Source organism: Methylobacter sp. BlB1, from assembly GCF_015476545.1.
Classification (GTDB): domain Bacteria; phylum Pseudomonadota; class Gammaproteobacteria; order Methylococcales; family Methylomonadaceae; genus Methylobacter.
This window is the reverse complement of the sequence record NZ_JADMKV010000002.1, coordinates 47,128-68,140: the sequence shown is the minus strand read 5'-3', so window position 1 is coordinate 68,140 and position 21,013 is coordinate 47,128. Positions and strand designations below refer to the sequence as shown.

Annotated in this window: 20 protein-coding genes; 11 read left to right on the top strand and 9 right to left on the bottom strand. The window is 49.3% G+C overall.

The window, feature by feature from the left end; translation table 11 throughout:
• Position 1: 1 nt before the first annotated feature.
• From acs to dksA, 3 genes are read right to left on the bottom strand one after another with little or no spacing between them, the layout of a single operon-like run.
• Positions 2-1,939: an acetate--CoA ligase gene (gene acs / locus IT781_RS01510; protein WP_194968366.1), complete on the bottom strand. Its 1,938-nt coding sequence runs from the start codon at positions 1,937-1,939 to the stop codon at positions 2-4.
• A gap of 39 nt (positions 1,940-1,978) precedes the next feature.
• Positions 1,979-2,881: a tRNA glutamyl-Q(34) synthetase GluQRS gene (gene gluQRS / locus IT781_RS01505; RefSeq protein ID WP_194968453.1), complete on the bottom strand. Its 903-nt coding sequence runs from the start codon at positions 2,879-2,881 to the stop codon at positions 1,979-1,981.
• Positions 2,882-2,883: 2 nt separating this feature from the next.
• Positions 2,884-3,318 carry an RNA polymerase-binding protein DksA gene (gene dksA, locus IT781_RS01500; protein WP_194968365.1) on the bottom strand — a complete coding sequence of 145 codons (435 nt, stop codon included), beginning with the start codon at positions 3,316-3,318 and terminating at the stop codon, positions 2,884-2,886.
• A 108-nt stretch (positions 3,319-3,426) separates the two neighbouring features.
• Between dksA and IT781_RS01495 the strand changes: the two genes are divergently transcribed.
• The gene (locus tag IT781_RS01495) at positions 3,427-4,590 is read left to right on the top strand and encodes a pyridoxal phosphate-dependent aminotransferase (RefSeq protein ID WP_194968364.1); all 1,164 of its coding nucleotides are present in this window, start codon (positions 3,427-3,429) and stop codon (positions 4,588-4,590) included.
• Between the two features lie 9 nt (positions 4,591-4,599).
• A complete protein-coding gene (locus tag IT781_RS01490; protein ID WP_194968363.1) occupies positions 4,600-4,923 on the top strand; it encodes a rhodanese-like domain-containing protein in 324 nt (107 codons plus the stop codon).
• A 6-nt stretch (positions 4,924-4,929) separates the two neighbouring features.
• On the opposite strand, the gene glp is transcribed toward IT781_RS01490, so the two are convergent.
• Positions 4,930-6,174 (bottom strand): gephyrin-like molybdotransferase Glp, encoded by a 1,245-nt coding sequence (glp, locus tag IT781_RS01485; RefSeq protein ID WP_194968362.1) that lies wholly within the window; start codon positions 6,172-6,174, stop codon positions 4,930-4,932.
• Entirely contained in the window at positions 6,167-6,697 is a 531-nt protein-coding gene (gene mobB, locus IT781_RS01480) for a molybdopterin-guanine dinucleotide biosynthesis protein B (RefSeq protein ID WP_194968361.1), read from the bottom strand. The genes glp and mobB overlap by 8 nt, the downstream gene beginning before the upstream one ends.
• Positions 6,698-6,806: 109 nt before the next feature.
• Between mobB and IT781_RS01475 the strand changes: the two genes are divergently transcribed.
• From IT781_RS01475 to rpoS, 4 genes are all read left to right on the top strand, one after another.
• Positions 6,807-7,301, top strand: coding sequence for a DnaJ domain-containing protein (locus tag IT781_RS01475; protein ID WP_194968360.1), 495 nt, complete (start codon positions 6,807-6,809; stop codon positions 7,299-7,301).
• A gap of 3 nt (positions 7,302-7,304) precedes the next feature.
• Positions 7,305-8,141: a peptidoglycan DD-metalloendopeptidase family protein gene (locus tag IT781_RS01470; protein WP_194968359.1), complete on the top strand. Its 837-nt coding sequence runs from the start codon at positions 7,305-7,307 to the stop codon at positions 8,139-8,141.
• 71 nt (positions 8,142-8,212) lie between these two features.
• On the top strand, positions 8,213-8,428 hold the full coding sequence (locus tag IT781_RS01465; protein ID WP_194968358.1) for a hypothetical protein: 216 nt from the start codon (positions 8,213-8,215) through the stop codon (positions 8,426-8,428).
• A gap of 393 nt (positions 8,429-8,821) precedes the next feature.
• On the top strand, positions 8,822-9,784 hold the full coding sequence (rpoS, locus tag IT781_RS01460; RefSeq protein ID WP_194968357.1) for an RNA polymerase sigma factor RpoS: 963 nt from the start codon (positions 8,822-8,824) through the stop codon (positions 9,782-9,784).
• 207 nt (positions 9,785-9,991) lie between these two features.
• Here the strand turns inward: rpoS and IT781_RS01455 are convergent, their stop codons facing one another.
• From IT781_RS01455 to IT781_RS01445, 3 genes are read right to left on the bottom strand one after another with little or no spacing between them, the layout of a single operon-like run.
• Positions 9,992-10,855 carry a carbon-nitrogen hydrolase family protein gene (locus IT781_RS01455; protein ID WP_194968356.1) on the bottom strand — a complete coding sequence of 288 codons (864 nt, stop codon included), beginning with the start codon at positions 10,853-10,855 and terminating at the stop codon, positions 9,992-9,994.
• Positions 10,845-11,444: a GNAT family N-acetyltransferase gene (locus IT781_RS01450; protein WP_194968355.1), complete on the bottom strand. Its 600-nt coding sequence runs from the start codon at positions 11,442-11,444 to the stop codon at positions 10,845-10,847. Before IT781_RS01450 ends, IT781_RS01455 begins: the two co-directional genes overlap by 11 nt.
• A 23-nt stretch (positions 11,445-11,467) precedes the next feature.
• A complete protein-coding gene (locus IT781_RS01445) occupies positions 11,468-11,842 on the bottom strand; it encodes a VanZ family protein (RefSeq protein WP_194968354.1) in 375 nt (124 codons plus the stop codon).
• Between the two features lie 22 nt (positions 11,843-11,864).
• On the opposite strand from IT781_RS01445, the gene IT781_RS01440 reads away from it, so the two are divergent.
• On the top strand, positions 11,865-12,659 hold the full coding sequence (locus IT781_RS01440; protein ID WP_194968353.1) for a ferritin-like domain-containing protein: 795 nt from the start codon (positions 11,865-11,867) through the stop codon (positions 12,657-12,659).
• Between the two features lie 5 nt (positions 12,660-12,664).
• Positions 12,665-13,840: an NnrS family protein gene (locus IT781_RS01435; RefSeq protein WP_194968352.1), complete on the top strand. Its 1,176-nt coding sequence runs from the start codon at positions 12,665-12,667 to the stop codon at positions 13,838-13,840.
• Positions 13,841-13,885: 45 nt separating this feature from the next.
• Here the strand turns inward: IT781_RS01435 and ispG are convergent, their stop codons facing one another.
• A complete protein-coding gene (gene ispG, locus IT781_RS01430) occupies positions 13,886-15,103 on the bottom strand; it encodes a flavodoxin-dependent (E)-4-hydroxy-3-methylbut-2-enyl-diphosphate synthase (RefSeq protein WP_194968351.1) in 1,218 nt (405 codons plus the stop codon).
• An 86-nt stretch (positions 15,104-15,189) separates the two neighbouring features.
• Between ispG and IT781_RS01425 the strand changes: the two genes are divergently transcribed.
• The 3 genes from IT781_RS01425 (at position 15,190) to hrpA (ending at position 20,274) form a co-directional block, all read left to right on the top strand.
• Positions 15,190-15,924: a metallophosphoesterase gene (locus tag IT781_RS01425; protein WP_194968350.1), complete on the top strand. Its 735-nt coding sequence runs from the start codon at positions 15,190-15,192 to the stop codon at positions 15,922-15,924.
• 68 nt (positions 15,925-15,992) lie between these two features.
• On the top strand, positions 15,993-16,265 hold the full coding sequence (locus tag IT781_RS01420; protein ID WP_194968349.1) for a SemiSWEET transporter: 273 nt from the start codon (positions 15,993-15,995) through the stop codon (positions 16,263-16,265).
• 115 nt (positions 16,266-16,380) lie between these two features.
• Positions 16,381-20,274: an ATP-dependent RNA helicase HrpA gene (hrpA, locus tag IT781_RS01415; RefSeq protein ID WP_194968348.1), complete on the top strand. Its 3,894-nt coding sequence runs from the start codon at positions 16,381-16,383 to the stop codon at positions 20,272-20,274.
• Positions 20,275-21,013: the final 739 nt, after the last annotated feature.

Genomic DNA, 21,013 nt, shown 5'->3' with positions numbered 1-21,013 from the left:
CCTACTTATTGGCTCGATGATCGATAATATCTTCAACGACGGATGGGTCAGCCAGGGTAGACGTATCGCCGAGATTGCTGATCTCATTGGATGCCACTTTGCGCAGGATTCGGCGCATGATCTTTCCTGAACGCGTTTTCGGCAGCCCTGGCGCCCATTGAATCACATCAGGATGTGCGATAGCGCCGATTTCTTTTCTCACCAGCTCGATCAGTTCCTGTTTGAGTTTTTCAGTGGGCTCTACACCGACATTTAATGTCACGTAGGCATAGATGCCTTGACCTTTGATGTCGTGAGGGTAGCCGACCACGGCCGCTTCAGCGACATCTTCATGCAGCACCAGTGCGCTTTCAACTTCGGCTGTGCCCATGCGGTGCCCGGACACATTGATCACGTCATCAACGCGCCCGGTGATCCAGTAATAGCCGTCCTGATCGCGCCGCGTACCATCGCCGGCAAAATAATAGCCGGGATAGTTCTTGAAATAAGTGTCGATAAAGCGTTGATGATCGCCATAAACCGTTCGGGCCTGTCCAGGCCATGAACGGCTGATGACCAGAATGCCCTCGGCGGCGCCTTCCAGCAGACGGCCTTCATTATCGACGATCTCGGGTTTGATGCCGAAAAACGGCAAGGTGGCGGAGCCTGGTTTCAGCGCAATGGCGCCGGGCAGGGGCGTAATCATGATGCCGCCGGTTTCGGTTTGCCACCAGGTATCCATGATCGGGCAGCGGCCATTGCCGACCACGTGATAATACCATTCCCAGGCTTCCGGATTGATCGGCTCGCCGACGCTGCCGAGAATCCTGAGGCTGCTGCGGTCGGTGCGCGTGACAAAATCATCGCCCTGCGCCATTAGGGCTCGGATGGCGGTCGGCGCGGTATAGAAAATGTTGACCTGATGCTTGTCGATAATTCGCCAGAACCGATCGGCTTCCGGATAAGTCGGTACGCCTTCGAACAGCAGCGTCGTGGCGCCGTTGCATAATGGCCCGTAAATGCTGTAGGAATGGCCCGTGACCCAGCCGATATCGGCCGTGCACCAGTAAATGTCGCCGTCGTGATAATCGAAGATATATTTGTGGGTCATGGCCGCATACAGCAGATAACCGCCGGTCGTGTGCAGGACGCCTTTGGGCTTGCCGGTGGAGCCTGATGTATACAGGATAAACAGCGGATCTTCCGCGTCCATGGCTTCGGCCGGACAATCTGTTGAAGCTTCGGCCATGGCTTCGTGATACCAGATGTCGCGATGTTTATGCCAGTCTATGTCCACGCCGGTATTTTTGATGACGATGACTTTTTCAAGTCTGGGGCAATTCGCAGCCGCTTTATCGACATTAACTTTTAAGGGGGCGGTCTTGCCGCCGCGATTGCTTTCGTCGGCGCAGACCAGGTATCGGCAGTCCGCATCGATGATGCGATCTTTTAATGCGTCAGCGGAAAAGCCGCCGAAAACGATTGAATGCACGGCGCCGATGCGCGTGCAGGCCAGCATGACGACTGCCGCCTCGGCAATCATAGGCAGATAAATGCAGACGCGATCGCCTTTTTTGACGCCTTGCGCTTTTAAAACATTGGCAAATTTACAGACCTGTTCGTGCAGTTCGCGGTAAGTGACTTTTTTATCATGAGCCGGATTGTCGCCTTCCCAGACAATGGCCGTCTGGTCGCCGCGAGTAGGCAAGTGGCGGTCCAGGCAATTGACGCTGACATTGAGTTTCCCGCCTTCGAACCAGCGGATATGGCCTTTGGGGAAATCGTATGCCATGACCGTATCCCAGCGCTTGCTCCAGTTCAGAAACTGCTCTGCCTGTTCCGCCCAGAACGCTTCGGGGTCATCAATAGAGTGTTGGTAAAGTGCTTTGTACGTTTCGGTGTTAATATGCGCGCTGGCAGCGATTTCCGGTTGTACGTCGTAAATTTTAACGTCTGACATGTTTTTTTTAATCCTTATTTGGCAAATGCCTTAGTTAATTCATCGGCTGATTGCACGCAATTTCTCCAGAGGGTTCGGGTTCCAGTGAGCAATGGCCCAGTTAAGCAGTTCGGTGGTTTCGGCATGTTTAAGTTCGTCCGGGGGCGCTTGTTTTAATAAGGTCAACAGCTCAAAGATCAGCTTGTTCGGTGCTTTTAAATCGACTGCCTGCGCCAGGGTTTGTTTACTGAGCTTGTAGCCCTGGGTATCGATGATAATCGGCACGTGCATGTATTGCGGTGTAGCGAGCCCCAGTTGCTGCTGCAGATAGATTTGTTTGGGCGTCGAATCGAGTAGATCAAAACCGCGCAAGACATGATTGATTTGCTGCCTGTGGTCATCGACCACGACAGCGAACTGATAAGCTATGATGCCGTCTTTTCTTTTCAGGATAAAATCGCCGTGCTGTTCAGCCAGGTTCTGCGCGATGAAGCCTTGCAGACCATCCTGAAATGAAATGATGCGATTGTCGGTTTTGATGCGGAATGCATAGGCGGTATGCGGTGGGGGAGGTCTGTCCCGGCAGATGCCCGGATAAATATCGGACTGAGCCTGTTCCGGATGTGTTTCAGTAAGCATTTTGCGGCTGCATGTACAGGCAAAAATAAGCCGGTTTTCTGTCAATTCATGCAGCGCGTCCTCGTAAACGTCGAGATTATGGCTCTGAAAGTAAACACTATCGTCCCAATGCAGGCCGAAAATATCCAGCGTTTTCAGGATGTGATCGATTGAACCCTTGGCGTTTCGCGGCGTATCGAGGTCGTCGATGCGCAGCAGCCACTTGCCTTTCTGCGATCGGGCTTGAAGAAAACCGGCCAAGGCTGTATATAAGGATCCGAAATGGAGTGGGCCGGTAGGCGAAGGTGCAAACCGGCCGATATAAGGTTGTTTGTCCTGAGACAGATCTACCCCATTTGTTTTTCCCGAATTTCATCGAGAGTTTTGCAGTCTATGCACAAGGTGGCGGTTGGCCTGGCTTCCAGGCGGCGCACACCGATCTCGATGCCGCATGATTCGCAATAGCCATAATCACCCGATTCAATTTCTTTCAGGGCTTCTTCAATTTTCTTGATCAGTTTGCGTTCGCGGTCACGAGTTCTTAATTCCAGACTGAATTCCGACTCCTGAGTCGCCCGGTCATTAGGATCAGGGAAATTAGCGGCGTCATCCTGCATGTGGTGCACAGTACGGTCAACTTCCTGCATTAATTCAGCTTTCCAGTTTCTTAGAATGGTCTCAAAATGCTTTAGTTGAGCCTCGCTCATATATTCTTCGCCTTCTTTTTCTTTATAAGGCGTAAAACTGAAAGGTGATGCGTCAGTTTTAGAACTATCGGTCATCCTTTAACTCCTAAGACAAGATAAATAAAACTGAGCATTTTTATCAGAATCATAATAAGATGGCAAGAATTATTGGTATCATTAAGAGTTTTTGGCGAGCGATAAGACATGAGCGAAAGACTGGCTAAGCGGACTCAGACTATTTCTCCATTCTACGTTATGGAATTGCTTCGACGCGCCAAGCAATTGGAAAGCGAGGGCAGGGATATTATCCATATGGAAATCGGCGAGCCCGATTTTGCTACACCGCAGACCATTATTGATGCTGGTATCGAACATATTCAAACCGGCGAGATTAAATACACACCGGCTGCGGGCCTGCCCGAACTGCGTGAAAAAATAGCCGGCTTTTACCGGCAGCGCTACGGTGTGGCAGTAGCGCCGGAGCGCATTTTTGTAACGCCCGGCGCGTCCGGCGCCTTTTTGCTGGCGCTGGGCAGCAGTTTGAATCCAGGCGAAGAGCTGCTGATGGCGGACCCCTGTTATCCGTGCAACAGTAATTTTGTCAAAGTGTTCGAGGGCAGAACCCGAGCAGTGCCCGTAGGTTCGAGCACCCGTTATCAGTTAACAGCGGAATTGATAAGAGAGAACTGGACGGAAGCGACTAAAGGAGCGCTGATTGCCTCGCCGTCCAATCCTACCGGTACGATTATCGACCCGGCGATACTGAATTCGGCCATTCAAGCGGTCAATCAGCTAGGCGGATGTTTTTATTCCGATGAGATTTACCACGGCCTGGTTTATGTCAAGAGTGCACCGACAGCGCTGGTGTTCAGCGACGACGTGTTTATCATTAACAGTTTTTCCAAATATTTCGGTATGACCGGCTGGCGAATTGGTTGGTTGATTGTGCCCGATGAGTTTATTGAAGCCACCGAGAGGCTGGCGCAGAATATTTTCATTTCCACGCCCACGCATTCTCAATATGCGGCTTTAGCCGCTTTTGATGAGCGTACGCTTGATGAGCTTGAATTCAGGCGGGCAGAGTTTGCCGCCCGGCGCGATTTTCTCTATGACACCCTGTTGCGGTTAGGCTTTGATATTCCGATTAAGCCGGAAGGCGCCTTTTATATTTACGCCAATTGTGCAAAATTTACCGATGACAGCTATCAATTCGCACTGGATTTTTTAGAGGCCGAAGGCGTGGCGATCACGCCGGGCAAGGATTTTGGCGACTATGAGTCAAATCATTACATCCGTTTTGCCTATACGACTTCCATAGATAGAATGGCTGTTGCCATGCACCGTTTAGAAAGATTCATTAATAGATAGAAGGTAATCATGTCTGTAAAACAAATTTCAGCGATTGAATTGAAAAATAAGATCCAAAATGGCGAGCCTCTGTTTTTGCTGGATGTCAGAGAGCCGCATGAGTTTCAGTACGCGCATATCGAAAAGAGTGTGTCGGTTCCGCTGAATCAAATTCCATACAGACTCGATGAACTGGATCGACAGCAGGACATAGTCGTGATTTGCCACCACGGCATGCGCAGCCAACAGGCCGCCGACTATCTGGCGCATTACGGCTTTGAAAAGGTTTCAAACCTGAGAGGCGGCATCGACGCCTGGTCTTGCGAATGCGACAATTCGGTGCCGCGCTATTAATCTATTCTACACAAACAGGCTGAACGGCTCGACGGTCACTTGCTCGCCGGCTTCCACTCCCGTGCAGTCGGCCGGCAAGATAATATAGCAATTGGCACGACTGAATGAGCCGAGCAGGTGTGAGCCCTGCTTTCCCGATGAGGCTACAAGCAATTTGCCGGCATCGCTTTGGGTCAGTATGCCGCGCTGAAACTCCTGCCGTCCCGCCGCTTTTTTCAACGAGCTTGTGCAGATGGCCGTCAATCGTAGAGGTTTGGTAAACGGCTCGCCGGCCAGTTGCTTTAATGCTGGCTTGACCAGTTGGTCAAAGGTGGCAATGACGGCAACCGGATTGCCGGGCAGTCCGAAAAAATAACAATTGCCGATTTTGCCGAATGCCAGGGGTTTTCCGGGCTTCATGGCAATCTTCCAGAAATTGACTTGGCCGCAGCTGGCCAGTACGTCCTTGACGAAATCGGCTTCGCCTACCGAAGCACCGCCTGTTGTGATGATGACATCGTAATTCTTGGCCGCTTCAACAAGGTTTTCTTCCAGTTTGTCGCGGTCATCGGCAATCACGCCTTTATCGGCTATGCTATAGCCTGGATCGGCCAGCAGGCCGCTCAAAATATAGCGATTGCTGTCATATATTTTCCCGGCTTGCAGCGCCTGGCCTAAGGCCGTCAGTTCATCGCCGGTAGAGAAAAAAGCAATGTTCAATCGACGCTTGACGGTAATCTCGCAAACGCCGGCAGAGGCCAGCAATCCTAAATCCGCGGCAGTCAACTTTTTAGGTGGGGCAATCAGACAGGTGTCTTGCCGGGTATCTTCTCCGATTTCGCGGACATTCTGATAGGGCCGTGCCTGTGCCGGAAAATGTATGGTTTGTCGGTCGGCGCGCACCTGCTCCTGCATGATGACAGTATCGGCCTGTTCAGGCAATACCGCGCCAGTAAAGATTCGGATGCATTCGCCCGGTTGCAGTTGTCCCTGAAACGGTCTTCCGGCCCAGGAGGTGCCGGCTAAATGCAGAGAAAAAGGCTGATTCGGCGCTATGTCACTAGCGGCCAAGGCATAGCCATCCATCGCGGCGTTTCTTTCATGAGGTATATTGATGGGCGAGTAAACCGGTTGCGTCAGGGTGCGTCCCAAGGCGTCTTTTAAAGCCACCTTTTCAGAGCCGGCGGCAGGCAGCAGGGCTGCTCTGACTCTGGCCAATGCTTCCGGCAGTGATAACAGCGGGTTTGTGTCCTGACTGCATAAGTCAATCATAATTTCCTCTCATGAATTGATTCAGAATGAATGCCGCAATCATTTCAGGTTGGTTGATATCGAGCTGAACCAGCTCCGGGGGCGTTTCCAAGGCGCAATCCGAGGCGATTGCGATGATGTGCGTATCATCAGGGTAAAGCAACGGTTTGTTGAGCGAGGCGCGGTGCAATTCTATCTTCGGAAATGGTTCTGTTCTAAAGCCTTCAACCAGAATCAGGTCCAGTTCAGACTGATCAAGTACCTTTAGCTGATCGTCTAGCCTAGGCTCTTTTTCGGGTGTGATCTCGGTAATAATGGCACGCCGGGATTTCGATATCAGCATGACAGGCGAAGCCCCCGCTGCCCGCAAGCGGAAGCTGTCTTTGCCCGGCTTGTCGATTTCAAAATCATGATGGCTGTGTTTGATTAAACCTACGCGCAGGCCATTGGATTTCAGAATCGGGATCAATTGCGACAGTAAAGTTGTTTTGCCGGTGCCGCTGAAAGCGGCAAAACCCAGGACTGGAATTTTGGCATTCTGCATGGAATCAAATATTAAGGCTGTTATCGTGAGATGACTTATTCTAAGGTATTATTCATAAGGCCACTAAGAAAAAGCGGTTTGAAAACGGATATTGATCCCGGAGAAAACATTGATTCGAATTTATCTGGTTTTATTGCTAATCATTATTTCATTTTTCGTCCTGCGCAGGTTTTTAAAAACGCCGCCGGTTCAGATGGTCCGCTATATCAAAGCTCTCGGTCTCGGGCTCGTCGGTATAATTTTAATTTATTTAGGCGCGACCGGGCGCTTGAACTGGCTTTTTGCCCTGGTCGGCATCGTTGTTGCCTCTTTGTTCAGATTAATACCGGTCTTGCTGCATTATGCGCCTCAACTGCACAGATTATGGACTGAGTTTAATTCCGCCAGGCAGGGGGCGTCATCGTATCAGCGTGCATCAGGTTCTTCGGGAAAAATGACGGCTGAAGAGGCCTACGAAGTGCTGGGGTTGAAGATAGGCGCATCGAAACAGGAAATCATTGAAGCTCACCGCAAATTGATGCAGAAAATACACCCTGACCGCGGCGGGTCAGATTATCTGGCCGCGAAAATAAATTTGGCAAAGAAGATATTGCTGGCCAGATAGCTCATGCGCTCTCGTTATGCCCAGCCTGTTTTTATTGTAAGGCTGATGCTGGTGTTTCTATTAAGCGCCTGTTCAGAACATGAAAATTCTGAACCGGTAAAATCTTATGACATTGATTCTTCTGAAAATCAGACCAAACCCTCAGAAAACAAGATCGAGGCGGAAGATAATACCAAACGCATTACTGCCGGAACAAAATACTATGTGATAGAAAGAGGCGATACCCTATATTCTATTGGTTTGCGTTCGGGGCATGGCTACCAACGCCTGGCTCAGTGGAATCGCCTGTCGCCGCCTTACGTTTTGGCGATTGGCCGGAAACTGAAATTATCTAATTCAGATCAAGGATATAGCGCAGTGGCTGCGGTCAATCCTATCAAAAAAAACAAACGTAAGCCGCAAAAAAAGCTGATTTTTCCAGACAATAACAAAATAGTAGCAAAGTTAAACTGGCAGTGGCCGATAGAGGGAAAGGTAATAAAAAACTTTATTCAATCGAATAACAAAGGAATTGATATTAGCGGAAAAGCAGGACAGGCCGTCAGCGCTGCTGAAGCAGGAAAAGTTGCGTATAGCGGAAAAGGCTTGATTGGCTATGATAATTTACTGATTATCAAACACAATGAGAGGTATTTAAGTGCTTATGCCAATAATAACCGTTTGCTGGTTTCGGAAGGACAAACCATAAAAAAAGGCCAAGTTATTGGCTATGTTGGAAAAACCGGACCCGGGCAAGCTTCGCTGCATTTTGAAATAAGAAATAATGGAAAATCGGTAAATCCATTAAATTATTTACCCAAAAATCATCGCCAGCCTGCTCAAGTGTCTATAAGCAAATAATAATTTTTAAGCTTAGTTTAATCAGTGTGTGTATACGACCAAATTTTCCGGGACTAATTCAGGCAGTGCACTTGGTCGGCTTGCGCTCCGGGCATGGCTATCAACGTCTGGCGCTATGGAATCACCTGCCGCCGACTTACGCTTTGGCGGTTGTCCGGAAACTGAAATTATTCAATTCAGATCAAGGATATAGTGCAGTGGCTGCGGTCAACCCTATCAAAAAAAACGGACGTAGTTCACAAAAAAAGCTATTTTTTTCAGACAATAAAAAAATAGTGTTAAAGTAAACTAGCAGTGATTGATAAAGGAAAACACCGATAAAAACTTTACTCAATCGAATAACATAAGGAATTGATATCAGAGGAAAAATCGACAGGCCGTCAGCGCTGCTGGAGCAGGAAAAGTTGCGTATAGCGGAAAAGGTTTGATTGGCTATGGTAATTACTGAATTATCAAACACAATAAATGTATTTAAGTGCTTATGCCAATAATAACCGTTTGCTGGTTTCGGAAGGGCAAACCATAAAAAATGCCAAATTATTGGCCATATTGGAGAAGCCGGACCCGGGCAAACTTCGCTGCATTTTGAAATAAGAAATAATGGAAAAAAACATATCCATTAAATTATTTACCAAAAATAACGGTGTTTCGACTCAGGTCGATTAGCCAGAGGGGGGTATATGCAGGAAGAAATGTGTGAAGTATTGGACGATGATATTTGTGTAGCGTTTGACGACGAACTTGATACAGATTCCGTGTTAGGTGAAGTGATGGAGGTTGACGAGGCAATTTCCATGGAAGCGCATAATGATAATAGCTTCGATGCGACGCGGTTTTATTTAAACGAGTTGGGCAAATCACAATTACTGACCGCGGATCAGGAAAAATTCTACGGCAAGAAAGCGTTGCGAGGCGATGAAGCAGCCCGCAATATCATGATCGAAAGCAATTTGCGCCTTGTCGTCAAAATTTCCCGCCGTTATTTGAACAGAGGGCTGCCGTTGCTGGATTTAATAGAGGAAGGCAATCTGGGACTGATCCGCGCCGTTGAAAAATTCGATCCTGATAAAGGATTCAGATTTTCAACGTATGCCACTTGGTGGATCAGGCAAACAATAGAGCGGGCTATCATGAACCAGACCCGCACGATCCGATTGCCGATTCATATCGTAAAAGAAATGAATGTTTACCTCAAAGCCCAGCATCATTTGGCCCAGTTGATGGATCGTGAGCCCAGCGCCGAGGATATCGCTGAGTATCTCGATAAGCCGGTCAGCGTGGTGAAAAAAATGCTCAAGCTCAATGAACGGGTCACATCAGTGGATATACCCGGAGGGAAAGATTTTGACAAACCTTTGGTAGAAACGATTTCGGATGCCGAGACGATGTCGCCGACCGAAAAATTACAGGAAGACGGCATTAAAAAGAATATTGCCAATTGGGTATTTCAACTATCTGAAAAGCAACGTGAAGTGATTTGCCGCCGCTACGGGCTATGCGGTTATGAAAATGCAACGCTTGAACAGGTCGCTCAAGAGTTAGGTGTAACAAGAGAGCGTGTTAGACAAATTCAGATGGATTCGTTAAAAAGACTGAAAGAAATATTGGAGTTTAACGGTTATTCTTTCGAGGCGATTTTTTGATTAACTGAACTGATGTTGCGCGCATGGCGGATTCTGTTCGCTGCGCTGAGCGTTGCGGCCTTAGTCAAGCGCAATCAATATGCATATAGATACGGATTAACTTGTGCCACAGGGGATATTCGCATTGCATGATGGCAATACTGCCATGTTATAAAGTACGGCAGTCGTTTGGTCGAATTCTTCGACCAAACGACTGGGTAGCATCAGTTAACTGAATTTTTGTTGCAATGGCCAGTCCCGGTAATTAAAGACCTGCCCTTGTTGCCGGACTGCCTCGCAAGCGCTGAGAGAGATTTCCGCCATGACCCATTGCGCCTTGTTGAGCTCGCCGATAGCCAGAATGCCACTGTCAGGAAAACCGCGGTCCACAGGCGTATAAACGGCCGCCGCACCGATATTGACGTCAACCGCTTCGGACCAGGGCGCTTCGCCTACCGTCGGAGATTGCACAACATAGCACTGGTTTTCCAGAGCCCTTGCCTGGCAGCCTATTTTGACCCGATGATAGCCGGCGAGCGTGTCTGTGCAGCTGGGTACCAAAATCAGGTTGGCTCCGGCTTCAACCTGTTTTCGCGCCAGCATCGGAAATTCGCTGTCGTAGCAGACATTGATTGCGATTCTTCCGTATTCGGTATCGAAACATTTCAATTCCTCGCCGCTATTGATCAACCATTGCTCATTCTCAAAGCGGGTCATGATCAGCTTATCCTGGTAATCGAGCCGGCCGTCGGGCATGAACAGATAAGCCCGGTTACGATAAACATTGGGCTCGATTTCCACCGGAAACGTGCCGGACTGGATATAACAGCCGTATTTTTGCGCCAGTGTCCGGAACAGGCCGGTATAGTCATCCAATAGGGATTGCATGGACGCCAGCTGCTTGCTGAGCGATGAATAGACCTCTTTAGGAAACAGCGAGGCCAGTTCCATGCTGCCATATTCGGGGAAAAGCAGAATCTTCGCGTCCTGTTCGGCCGCTTCGCCAACCCAGCGCTCAATTTTGGCTTGATAATTCTGCCAGTTCTCCAGGAAGCTGATGTCGTATTGGGCGGTAGCGATCTTAACTTTCATGTTTCAGCCAGAATGTCATCGGTTTAGAGGTCTCTTCAGCATCGTCCAGATCTTTCCAGCTGTAAGTTGTCGATAATTCGGGATGCTTGAAATAGCCGCGTTTGTTCCAGAACTTATCGAGCGGCACATAATCGGCCGGACGGCGGGGGTGGTCGACTGGCCTTTCCACGCAGCAAAAACAGATATGCTTAAAGCCGCCCAGTTCCCGGGCATGAGCCTCTCTTTCCTCAAAAAAACGCACGCCGATGCCGAGACCTCGATAATCCTTGTTCAACACTGATTCGCTGCAATAAAAAATTTCGTCCAGGTTGTAGCCGTGCTCAATAAACGGTTTTTTTAGTTCATCCGTTTCATATTTCATTGGAATGGCGGTCGATGCACCGACTACCTTATCGCCGTCGAATGCCATAACGATGACGCTCTCCGGGCAATTGATATAAGTCTGCAGATACTTTTCTTCATACTCATAAGTGCCGTCATACAAATAAGGGAAATCATGAAACACTTCAATTCTTAAACGGGCCAGCTCTGGAATATATCGTTCCAGCGCTTTGCCGCTACATCTTTCAATGCGAATGTTTTTGGACATGGGATATAAACGTAGACAAAAGATTACAATTTTATCCGAACTTGTGAGCGGATGCGTAGCTTATAAAACAAAAATATAGCCATGGCTGCGCCGACGGTATCGGCAATCCAGTCAGCGACATCAGACGTCCGGCCCTCGACAAAAGATTGATGCCATTCATCGGATATGCCATATACACTGCAAAAGGAAACAGCGAGTATAGCGAGTATAATAGGATGCTCGATCCAGTGCCTGAAGCTGCGCCAGGCCAGTAGCGCCATAATGGAGAAGATTCCGGCATGGTGGAGCTTATCCTGATGGGGGAACCACTCGGGGCCTTTCAATGATGGTTGATCGGAAAGCCAGTAGATACACAGGCAATAGGCTAATAGAAAAGTGAAATCGAAAATTTTATTCATTCTTTTACTGTCACTTTGATTAATGAAAAATATATTTGAGTTTGCCGAAGCATGCTTGCATCGGGCTGATATCGACGAAAAGTTAGCGCTTACGCATCAGGCTTGGCAATTATTGCAATCGCAACGTTTAAGCCTTGATTCCGATCGACCGGTATTGCCGATTGTTAATGTAAAGTTTCCTGACCGGCCGCAATTATTGGCGCCGCGCCATATGCCGCAGCGGAAATTGACTACTCCGGACGGCCTCATCGCTTTTTTTCATGCTATTGCGCACGTTGAATTTGTCGCTATTTATCTGGCCTGGGACATACTTTATCGTTTCCGCGGCTTGCCCGATCAATTTTATCAGGATTGGCTGCGCGTTGCTGATGAAGAAGCGCAACATTTCGCATTGATTCGAGCTCATCTCCAGAGCATGCAGATCGATTATGGCGATCTGCCGGCCCACAGCGGTTTGTGGGAACATGCCACGGATACGGCCGATAATGTGCTGGCTAGGCTAGCCATGGTGCCGCGCTGCATGGAGGCGCGCGGCCTGGATGTGACGCCGGCCATCATTGAAAAATTCAAGAAACTGGGCGACGATACCAGTGTAGCACTCCTGACTCGGATTTTAACCGATGAAGTCGGGCATGTGGAGCTGGGTTCCTACTGGTTTAAGTTTGTCTGCCGGCAGCACGGCTACGAGTCCGAAGCGAAATATCGTGAATTGATCAGGGAATACTACAAAGGCGGCAAACCAAAAGGCCCATTTAACCGAGAAATGCGTATAATTGCAGGTTTCTCGAATGCTGAACTGGACTGGTTGGAAAATTGATCGACATGAAATCATCTACTATTTTTGATTATCCTCTGTTTGCCTTGGGATTTAGGGCGTTCTTCGGATTAGCCGGCTTGTCAGCGCTGATTCTGATCGTGCTCTGGAACGCTATTTTCAAGGGTGAGTTGACGCTGAGCAATTACTTTGCCAATACCTATTGGCATGCGCATGAAATGCTGCTCGGGTATTCCGTCGCCGTGATTGCAGGCTTTTTATTGACGGCGGTTAGAAATTGGACCGGCCGGCCTACATTAACCGGCGATCAATTGGCCGGCTTGTGTCTGTTATGGTTATACGGGCGCATCGTGCCATTCTATGCCGGGCTCCTGCCGGATGCATTGATTGCCTTAATCGATTTTTCCTTCCTGCCGGCTCTGGCTTACCAGATCAGCAAACCGATCATGCAGGTCCGCCAATACAGAAACCTGATCTTTATCGGGCTTTTGCTCCTGCTGGCCTTGGGCAATGGTTTGATACATGCCGAGATTCTCGGCATTCAGGAAAACAGCGCATGGCCGGGCATTCAGATGGTTGTTGCGACTATCATTATCATGATTCTGGTCATCGCCGGGCGCGTCTTTCCTTTTTTCACGGAGCGAGGCTTGCCAGGCGCGCGGGTGGTGAGAAATCCTATTATGGATGGTCTGTCGATTGCGGCGGCGGCACTGGTATTCGGCTTGCAGCTGTTCAATATTTCGGGCATTGTCTTGGCGCTGATAGCGGTTCTGGCCGTTGCCGTTAACATTATCAGAGTGGCGGGCTGGTACGTGCAGCGCATCTGGTACGTACCGTTATTGTGGGTGCTCTATATCGGCTACGGTTGGGTCATTTTAGGCTTTGGACTGACGGCGTTTTCCGCTTATGAGCTGGTGGCGCCGACTTTGGCCTTGCACGCTTTTACGGTTGGCGGCATTGGCGTGCTAACGCTGGGCATGATGGCGCGCGTGTCGTTAGGGCATACCGGCAGGGCGCTTCGGGTTTCTAATGCCATGGCGATCGGATTTGTGTTGATCAATGTGGCGGCCTTGTTCAGGGTTTTATTGCCGATAGCGTTGCCGGACTGGTACGGCGTTCTCGTGTATGTGTCGACGCTATCCTGGCTGGCGACGTTTTCGCTGTTTGTGTTTGTTTATGCGCCGATATTGACTACGGCCCGGATCGACGGTCAGGAAGGGTGATTGAAGATACCGGCTGAATTCAGCATTCAGCCGGTGAATGGCGGCTTACGCGCTGTAATGCGATTCGATGTAACGCTGTACTATTTCCTGAAATTCTTCGGCAATCCGGTCGCCTTTCAGGGTGACTGTTTTTACGCCGTCTTCATAAACAGGCGCGACAGGTGATTCGCCGGTACCAGGAAGGCTGATGCCGATATTGGCGTTTTTGCTTTCGCCGGGACCGTTGACCACGCAACCCATGACCGCCACTTCCATGGTTTCAACGCCCGGATATTGGTTGCGCCAGACCGGCATGCTTTCACGCAGATAGGTTTGAATTTCCAACGCCAGCTTCTGGAAATAATCGCTGGTAGTGCGGCCGCAGCCAGGGCAGGAGATAACCATCGGCGTAAAAGAGCGAAAACCCATCGTTTGCAGGATTTCCTGGGCAACAATGACTTCCTGGGTTCTTGCCGAACCGGGCTCGGGCGTTAGGGAAATACGAATGGTATCGCCGATGCCTTGCTGCATCAGCACCGATAGCGCGGCGGACGAAGACACGATGCCTTTCGAGCCCATGCCGGCTTCGGTCAGGCCCAGATGCAAGGCGTAATCGCAACGTCTGGACAGTTCCTCATAAATACTGATTAATTCCTGCACATTACTGATTTTACAGGACAGCACGATTTTGTTTTTGGCCAGGCCGATTTCTTCGGCCTTGGCCGCGCTTTCAAGGGCCGAAACAATAATCGCTTCGCGGGTGATGGCCGACAGTTCTTCAGGATTGGCTTTGTTTCTGTTTTCTTCCAACAGGCGAGTCAATACCGATTGATCGAGACTGCCACCGTTGACGCCGATACGGACCGGTTTGTCGTAGCGGCAGGCAAACTCGATCATTTGCTGGAATTGCGGGTCGCGGCTTTTCCCGCGGCCGACGTTGCCCGGATTGATGCGGTATTTGCTCAATGCTTCAGCGCAGTCCGGATATTTTTCCAGTAATTTATGCCCATTGAAGTGAAAATCCCCAATAATAGGGGTATCGCAGCCTTTCTGATCCAATTGATTGCGGATTTCAGCGACGGCTTTAGCCGCTTCTTCCGAATTAACCGTAATACGGACAAGTTCAGAACCCGCCTTGGACAGCTCGATAATCTGATTAACGGTTGCGGAAGCATCGGCCGTATCAGTATTGGTCATCGATTGAACCACGATAGGCGCGCCGCCGCCGACTTTAACATTGCCGATTAATACTTGCTGAGTAATTTTTCTAGGGCTAATTGACATATAAAATCTTTATGGAAAAGGTTACGGTTATCTGAAAGAATAACCGGAAATTATACTCTCATACAGGACATTGAGCAGATTAAATCGTGAGGATCAATTATTTTTCTGATGTACATTTGGAATTCGGGGCACTGGAAGCGTCGGCCAATGATGCCGATATTATTATTGCCGCAGGCGATATCGGAGTTTGCACACAAGGTCTGGAATGGCTGAAATCCCTGGATAAACCCGTTGTTTATGTAGCCGGCAATCACGAATTCTATTACCACGACTATCAGGAAACGCTGCAAAAGCTTAGAGAACAGTGCCAAGGCAGCAATGTACGATTTCTTGAGAACAGCGAGTTTTTATTCCAGGATGTTCGTTTTTTAGGCTGCACGATGTGGACCGATCTGTTTATTGAAGGTGATGAAAAAGCCGATACCTTATGCAAAAGCTTAAATGATTTCAAGAAAATCAGATTGGCAGGAAGGTCATTTGACAGCGCTGATTTTACCCAATTGCATCGAATTTCGAAGGAATGGCTGGAGCAGGAACTAGCCCAGCCATTTCCAGGCAAGACCATTGTAGTTACGCATCATGCGCCGTCCCAATGGAGTTGGTATGAGTCGCCGAATGCCCTTAGAAAGTTAGCCTATTGCAATGACTTTGACTTGCAGCCCTTGTTCTATGAATACGAGATCGACGCCTGGTTTCACGGTCATGTGCACAGTTCGTCCGATTACCGGATAGCCGGCACCCGAATATTATGCAACCCTAGGGGATATGCCGGCAAAAAAACAGTACCGGGCTTTGAACTGAACAGAACCGTGGTTATCTAACACGGCTTTACAATGCCTTACTGTTTCTAAATATTCATAAAAAATTCTATTTATAGAGAACGACACCGATGATAGTGACGCCTGAAATTATTGGCTATATAGCTGCAACATTGACGACAGCCTCATTTTTACCGCAGGCCATATTGACCATAAAAACCAGAGATACGGAAGCGCTGTCTTTGAGCATGTACAGTATATTCACATTGGGCGTGCTGTGCTGGCTTGTCTATGGCGTTTATATTTCCGATAAGGCCATTATATTCGCCAACGCGATAACGCTGGTGCTGGCAGCCTCGATACTATCCTTCAAGGTATACAATACAGTCTGCAAAAAAAGTTAGGCCTTCATCTCTGTTACGAATGCTTGCGGCCGATCTGAGCCGCACTCTGATCATTGATAAAATTCAAAACAGGACACATAACGTATAATAGTTTTATTTGCCTTGATTGTACTGGATGTCCACCCTCGATCTTATTAAACAACTCACTTCCCGATTACCTCAATGCCTGAGCCAGGACCGGCACGGATTCAAGCGGCAACTGGACAGGTTGCGCAGTGACTGTCAAAAAGGCAAAGACCCAATCGAGCCCTTCAACGCGCTGAAAAACCGCATTGAAAGATCGATAGCCCTGCGCAATAAACGCTTGGCCAGTATTCCTGCGATTAATTTTCCCGACTTGCCGGTTACGGGCAAGAAAGACGACATCGCCGAGCTGATTAAAGTCAATCAGGTCGTGATCGTCTGCGGCGAGACCGGGTCGGGCAAGACTACGCAATTACCGAAGATTTGCCTGTCGATCGGGCGCGGCGCTTCGGGATTTATCGGCCACACGCAGCCCCGGCGCATCGCCGCGCGCACCGTAGCCGACCGGATAGCCGAAGAGCTGGGCGAGCCGATAGGCAAATCAGTTGGCTACAAAGTCCGCTTCAACGACAAGACTCATGCCGAGTCGCTGGTCAAGCTCATGACAGACGGTATTTTGCTGGCTGAATCGCAAAACGATCCTTATCTGACTCAATACGATACGATCATCATCGATGAAGCGCACGAGCGCAGCCTGAATATCGATTTCCTGTTGGGCTACATGAAATGGCTGCTGCCCAAGCGCCCCGACTTGAAACTGATCATTACTTCGGCCACGATCGATCCGCAGCGGTTTGCCAATCATTTCAACGATGCGCCGATTATCGAGGTATCGGGACGCACTTATCCGGTCGAATTACGCTATCGCCCGATAGAGCAACGGGACGAAGAGGACGATGAAACCAGCGATGATCTGCAGCAGGCTATCCTCGATGCCGTCGATGAACTGCAGCGGGACATCCGCGGCGATATCCTGATCTTCCTGAGCGGCGAGCGCGAAATCCGCGAAACGGCCGATTCATTGAAAAAGCATCATCCGACCCAGTATGAAATCCTGCCGCTGTATTCGAAACTCAGCGTCAGCGAACAGGAGCGCGTGTTCAAGCCCAAAGGCGGCAAGATCCGCATCGTGCTGGCGACCAACGTCGCCGAAACGTCGTTGACCGTACCGGGCATACGCTGCGTGATCGATACGGGCCATGCGCGAATCAGCCGCTACAGCCACCGCAGCAAGATCCAGCGTCTGCCTATTGAAAAAATATCGCAGGCCAGCGCCAATCAGCGAGCCGGACGCTGCGGCCGTGTTGCCGAGGGCATCTGTATCCGGCTGTATTCGAAGGACGATTATCTGGCCCGGCCTCTATTTACCGAGCCGGAGATCATGCGCACGAACCTGTCATCGGTCATTCTGCAGATGACCTCGCTGAATCTGGGCGATATCGAGAAATTCCCGTTTGTGGAGCCGCCTGAAGACAAGATGATTCGCGACGGCAAAAATGCGCTGCATGAAGTCAATGCACTCGACAAACAGGGCAAGCTGACCGAGATCGGTAAGCAACTGGCCAAATTCCCGACCGACCCGAAACTGGCGCGCATGCTGATCGCGGCCGAGAAGCAGCATTGTCTGACCGAGGTGGCGATCATCGTTTCGGCCCTCAGTATTCAGGACCCGCGCGAGAAACCAGCCGATAAAATGCATCAGGCCGAGGCCAAGCACGCGGCCTTCCGCAAAGAGGATTCCGACTTTCTGACGATCCTGAATATCTGGAATACTTTTGAAGAGCAGAAAAAGCATCTGTCCAACAACAAACTGCGCAAATACTGCACCGAGAATTTCCTGTCCTATATCCGTATGCGCGAATGGTACGACATCCATGCGCAGATCATGCAGGTGATCAAAGGCGAACTGAAAATGAAGCCGAATATGGTCGAGGCCAGCTATGAAGAAATTCACCGCGCCTTGCTGCCGGGGCTGCTGTCGAACATCGGCTTCCGCCATGAGCAATACGAGTACCTGGGCGCCAGAGGCCTCAAGTTCTTCATTTTCCCCGGTTCCGGCCTGCATAAAGCCCGGCCGAAGTGGATCATGGCCGCCGAGCAGGTCGAAACCAGCAAAGTCTACGCACGCAATGTCGCCAAGATTGAGCCGGAATGGATAGAACAGTGCGCCGAGCATCTGATCAAGCGAAGCTATTATGATCCGCACTGGGAAAAGAAAGCCGGCCGCAGCGCCGTTTATGAACGCACTTTGCTGTTCGGCCTGACCTTGCAGGCCGGCCGCAAAGTGCCTTATGAACGCGTTGATCCCAAGGCTGCGCGCGAGATTTTTATCCGCTCGGCGCTGGTCGATCAGGATTACCATAGCAATGCGCCGTTTTTTATCGCCAACCAGAAGCTGCTCGAAGAAGTCGGCTATATCCAGCACAAAGGCCGCCGCGTCGATCTGATCGAAGATGAAGAATGGCTTTATCAGTTCTACGACAAGAAACTGCCGGCCGATATCGTCAGCGGCATTGCGCTCGATCAATGGCGTAAAATCGCCGAACGGGAAAATCCCAAAATCCTGTTTCTGACCAAGGAAGACCTGACCCGCGGGCAGGACAGCCAAGTCAGCGAATGGGATTTTCCCGACAGCAAGAAAGTAGGCAATCTGGCGATCGCGCTGCAATACCGCTTTGAGCCGGGCCATGATGAAGACGGCGTCACGGCCGTCATTCCCGTGCATCAGCTGAATCAGGTTTCGCAGATGCCGTTCGACTGGCTGGTGCCGGGCATGCTGGAAGAAAAACTGGTCGCATTGATCAAATCGCTGCCTAAAAACCTGAGAAAACATTTCGTGCCGGTGCCGGAAACCGTCAAGCAATGTCTTGAAATCGAGCCCGACTTTAAAGGCTCGCTTTATGAATGGCTGAGTAATCGGCTCAGAAAATTGACGGGTGAAGCGATACCGCTCAATGCCTGGAATCCGGAGGCGCTGCCTGAGCACCTGAAAATGAATTTCAGAGTCATTGACGACGAGGGCAAACTGCTGGACTATGGCCGTGACCTGAAAAAGCTGCAAGGCAAATATACCCAAACGGCCGGGGAAAGTTTTGATCAACTGGCAGCCGATGAATTGAATTATACCGGCTGCATACAATGGGCATTCGATGATCTGCCCGAAACCTGGCAATTCATGCAGAAAGGGCAGGCATTTGTTGGCTATCCGGCCATTGTCGATGAAGGCGATGCCGTCGGCGTGCGCATTTTCGATACCGAGCAAAAAGCCGCGCGCCAGCACCAGGCGGGGCTCATGCGCCTGTTCCAGCTCTATCTGCGCAAGGAATGCACATATGTCGTCAAAAACCTGCCCAAGTCGGCGGCTGCGGAATTAACTTACAACCAGTTGCCCAAGCATCCGATCATAGAGACTGACGCGGCGGCTTCCTATAAAGACGATATGCTCTATTTGATCCTGTACACGGTGTTTGTCGAAGGCAAGACGATACGCACACAGCAGGCTTTCGAACAAAGTTTAAAGCAGCATAAAGGTGAGCTGGTCGGGTTTGCCAATGAGGCGGGCAGGATCATTCTGGAGATCATGGAACTGCATGGCGCCGTCAAAGCGCAGCTTAAACGCTTCAATGTCAACGATCCGATGGTTCAGGACATCAATGAGCAACTCAAGTTTATGATCTACGAGGGCTTTGTCCGCCACACGCCGTTCCAGCAGCTTAAAGCCATGCCGCGTTATGTAAGGGCGATTCTCTACCGTATCGATAAGCTCGATAACAGCATGCAGAAAATGCAGGAAATAAATCGGTACTGGACGCGTTACTGGAAAGACGTTGAGAAGAAGACTAAAAAAGAGCCCGTTATTCCCGAACAGGATAATTACCGTTGGATGCTGGAAGAATTCCGGGTTTCGCTGTTTGCACAGCAACTTAAAACGGCTTATCCGATTTCGGCAAAACGCATGGAAAAGGCCTGGGATGAAAGAGGATAAAGACCCGATGTTTTTGGAAAGTATTGACCCAATATCAGTTGCCCACAGCCTAAATCAATAACTTAGCGCATATTTATCCGGCTTGAATCAGGCTTAAAGCTAGAGTATAACTTATTGATTATTAATGAATAAATGGATTGGTTCGTTTTTGTACAATTTAACAAAACTGTAATAAAAACGGTAATTAAGCGATGAATAAAACAATCAATCCACAGAGTTATCCACAGGTTTTGTGAATAACTGCAAAAGAAGCCTATCGGATGCCTGCCGGTAGGCTTATCTCAACAAAGCCACATCTGGTTTTCCTGTCTGAAGCGCTATAAAAAACTGAGTAAATCCAACGCAAGGATCAGCTTGATGTTTATGGAAGTGGTGTTGACTCAATATCAGTTGCCCACAGGCTAAATCAATGACTTAGCGAGCGCTAACCTAGACTCCAGCATAGGAGAGATTGAGCTGTAAGTCATTGATAAAAATAAAATTACCGTATTGGTTTATTTTTGTACAATTTAACAAAACTGTAATAAAAACGGTAATTAAGCGATAAAGAAAACAACCAATCCACAGAGTTATCCACAGGTTTTGTGAATAACTTTTTAAAGCCTGCGGTGCGGATATTTTTATCGGCATGCTGCTGAAACTGAAGCCCTCTGTAAAGCTGAAAGTGTATAATATCGGTCCATGAAAGACGTATGCCGCCGGCTTTATATCCGCTCTAAAAATCATGCGCTTCGTGGTA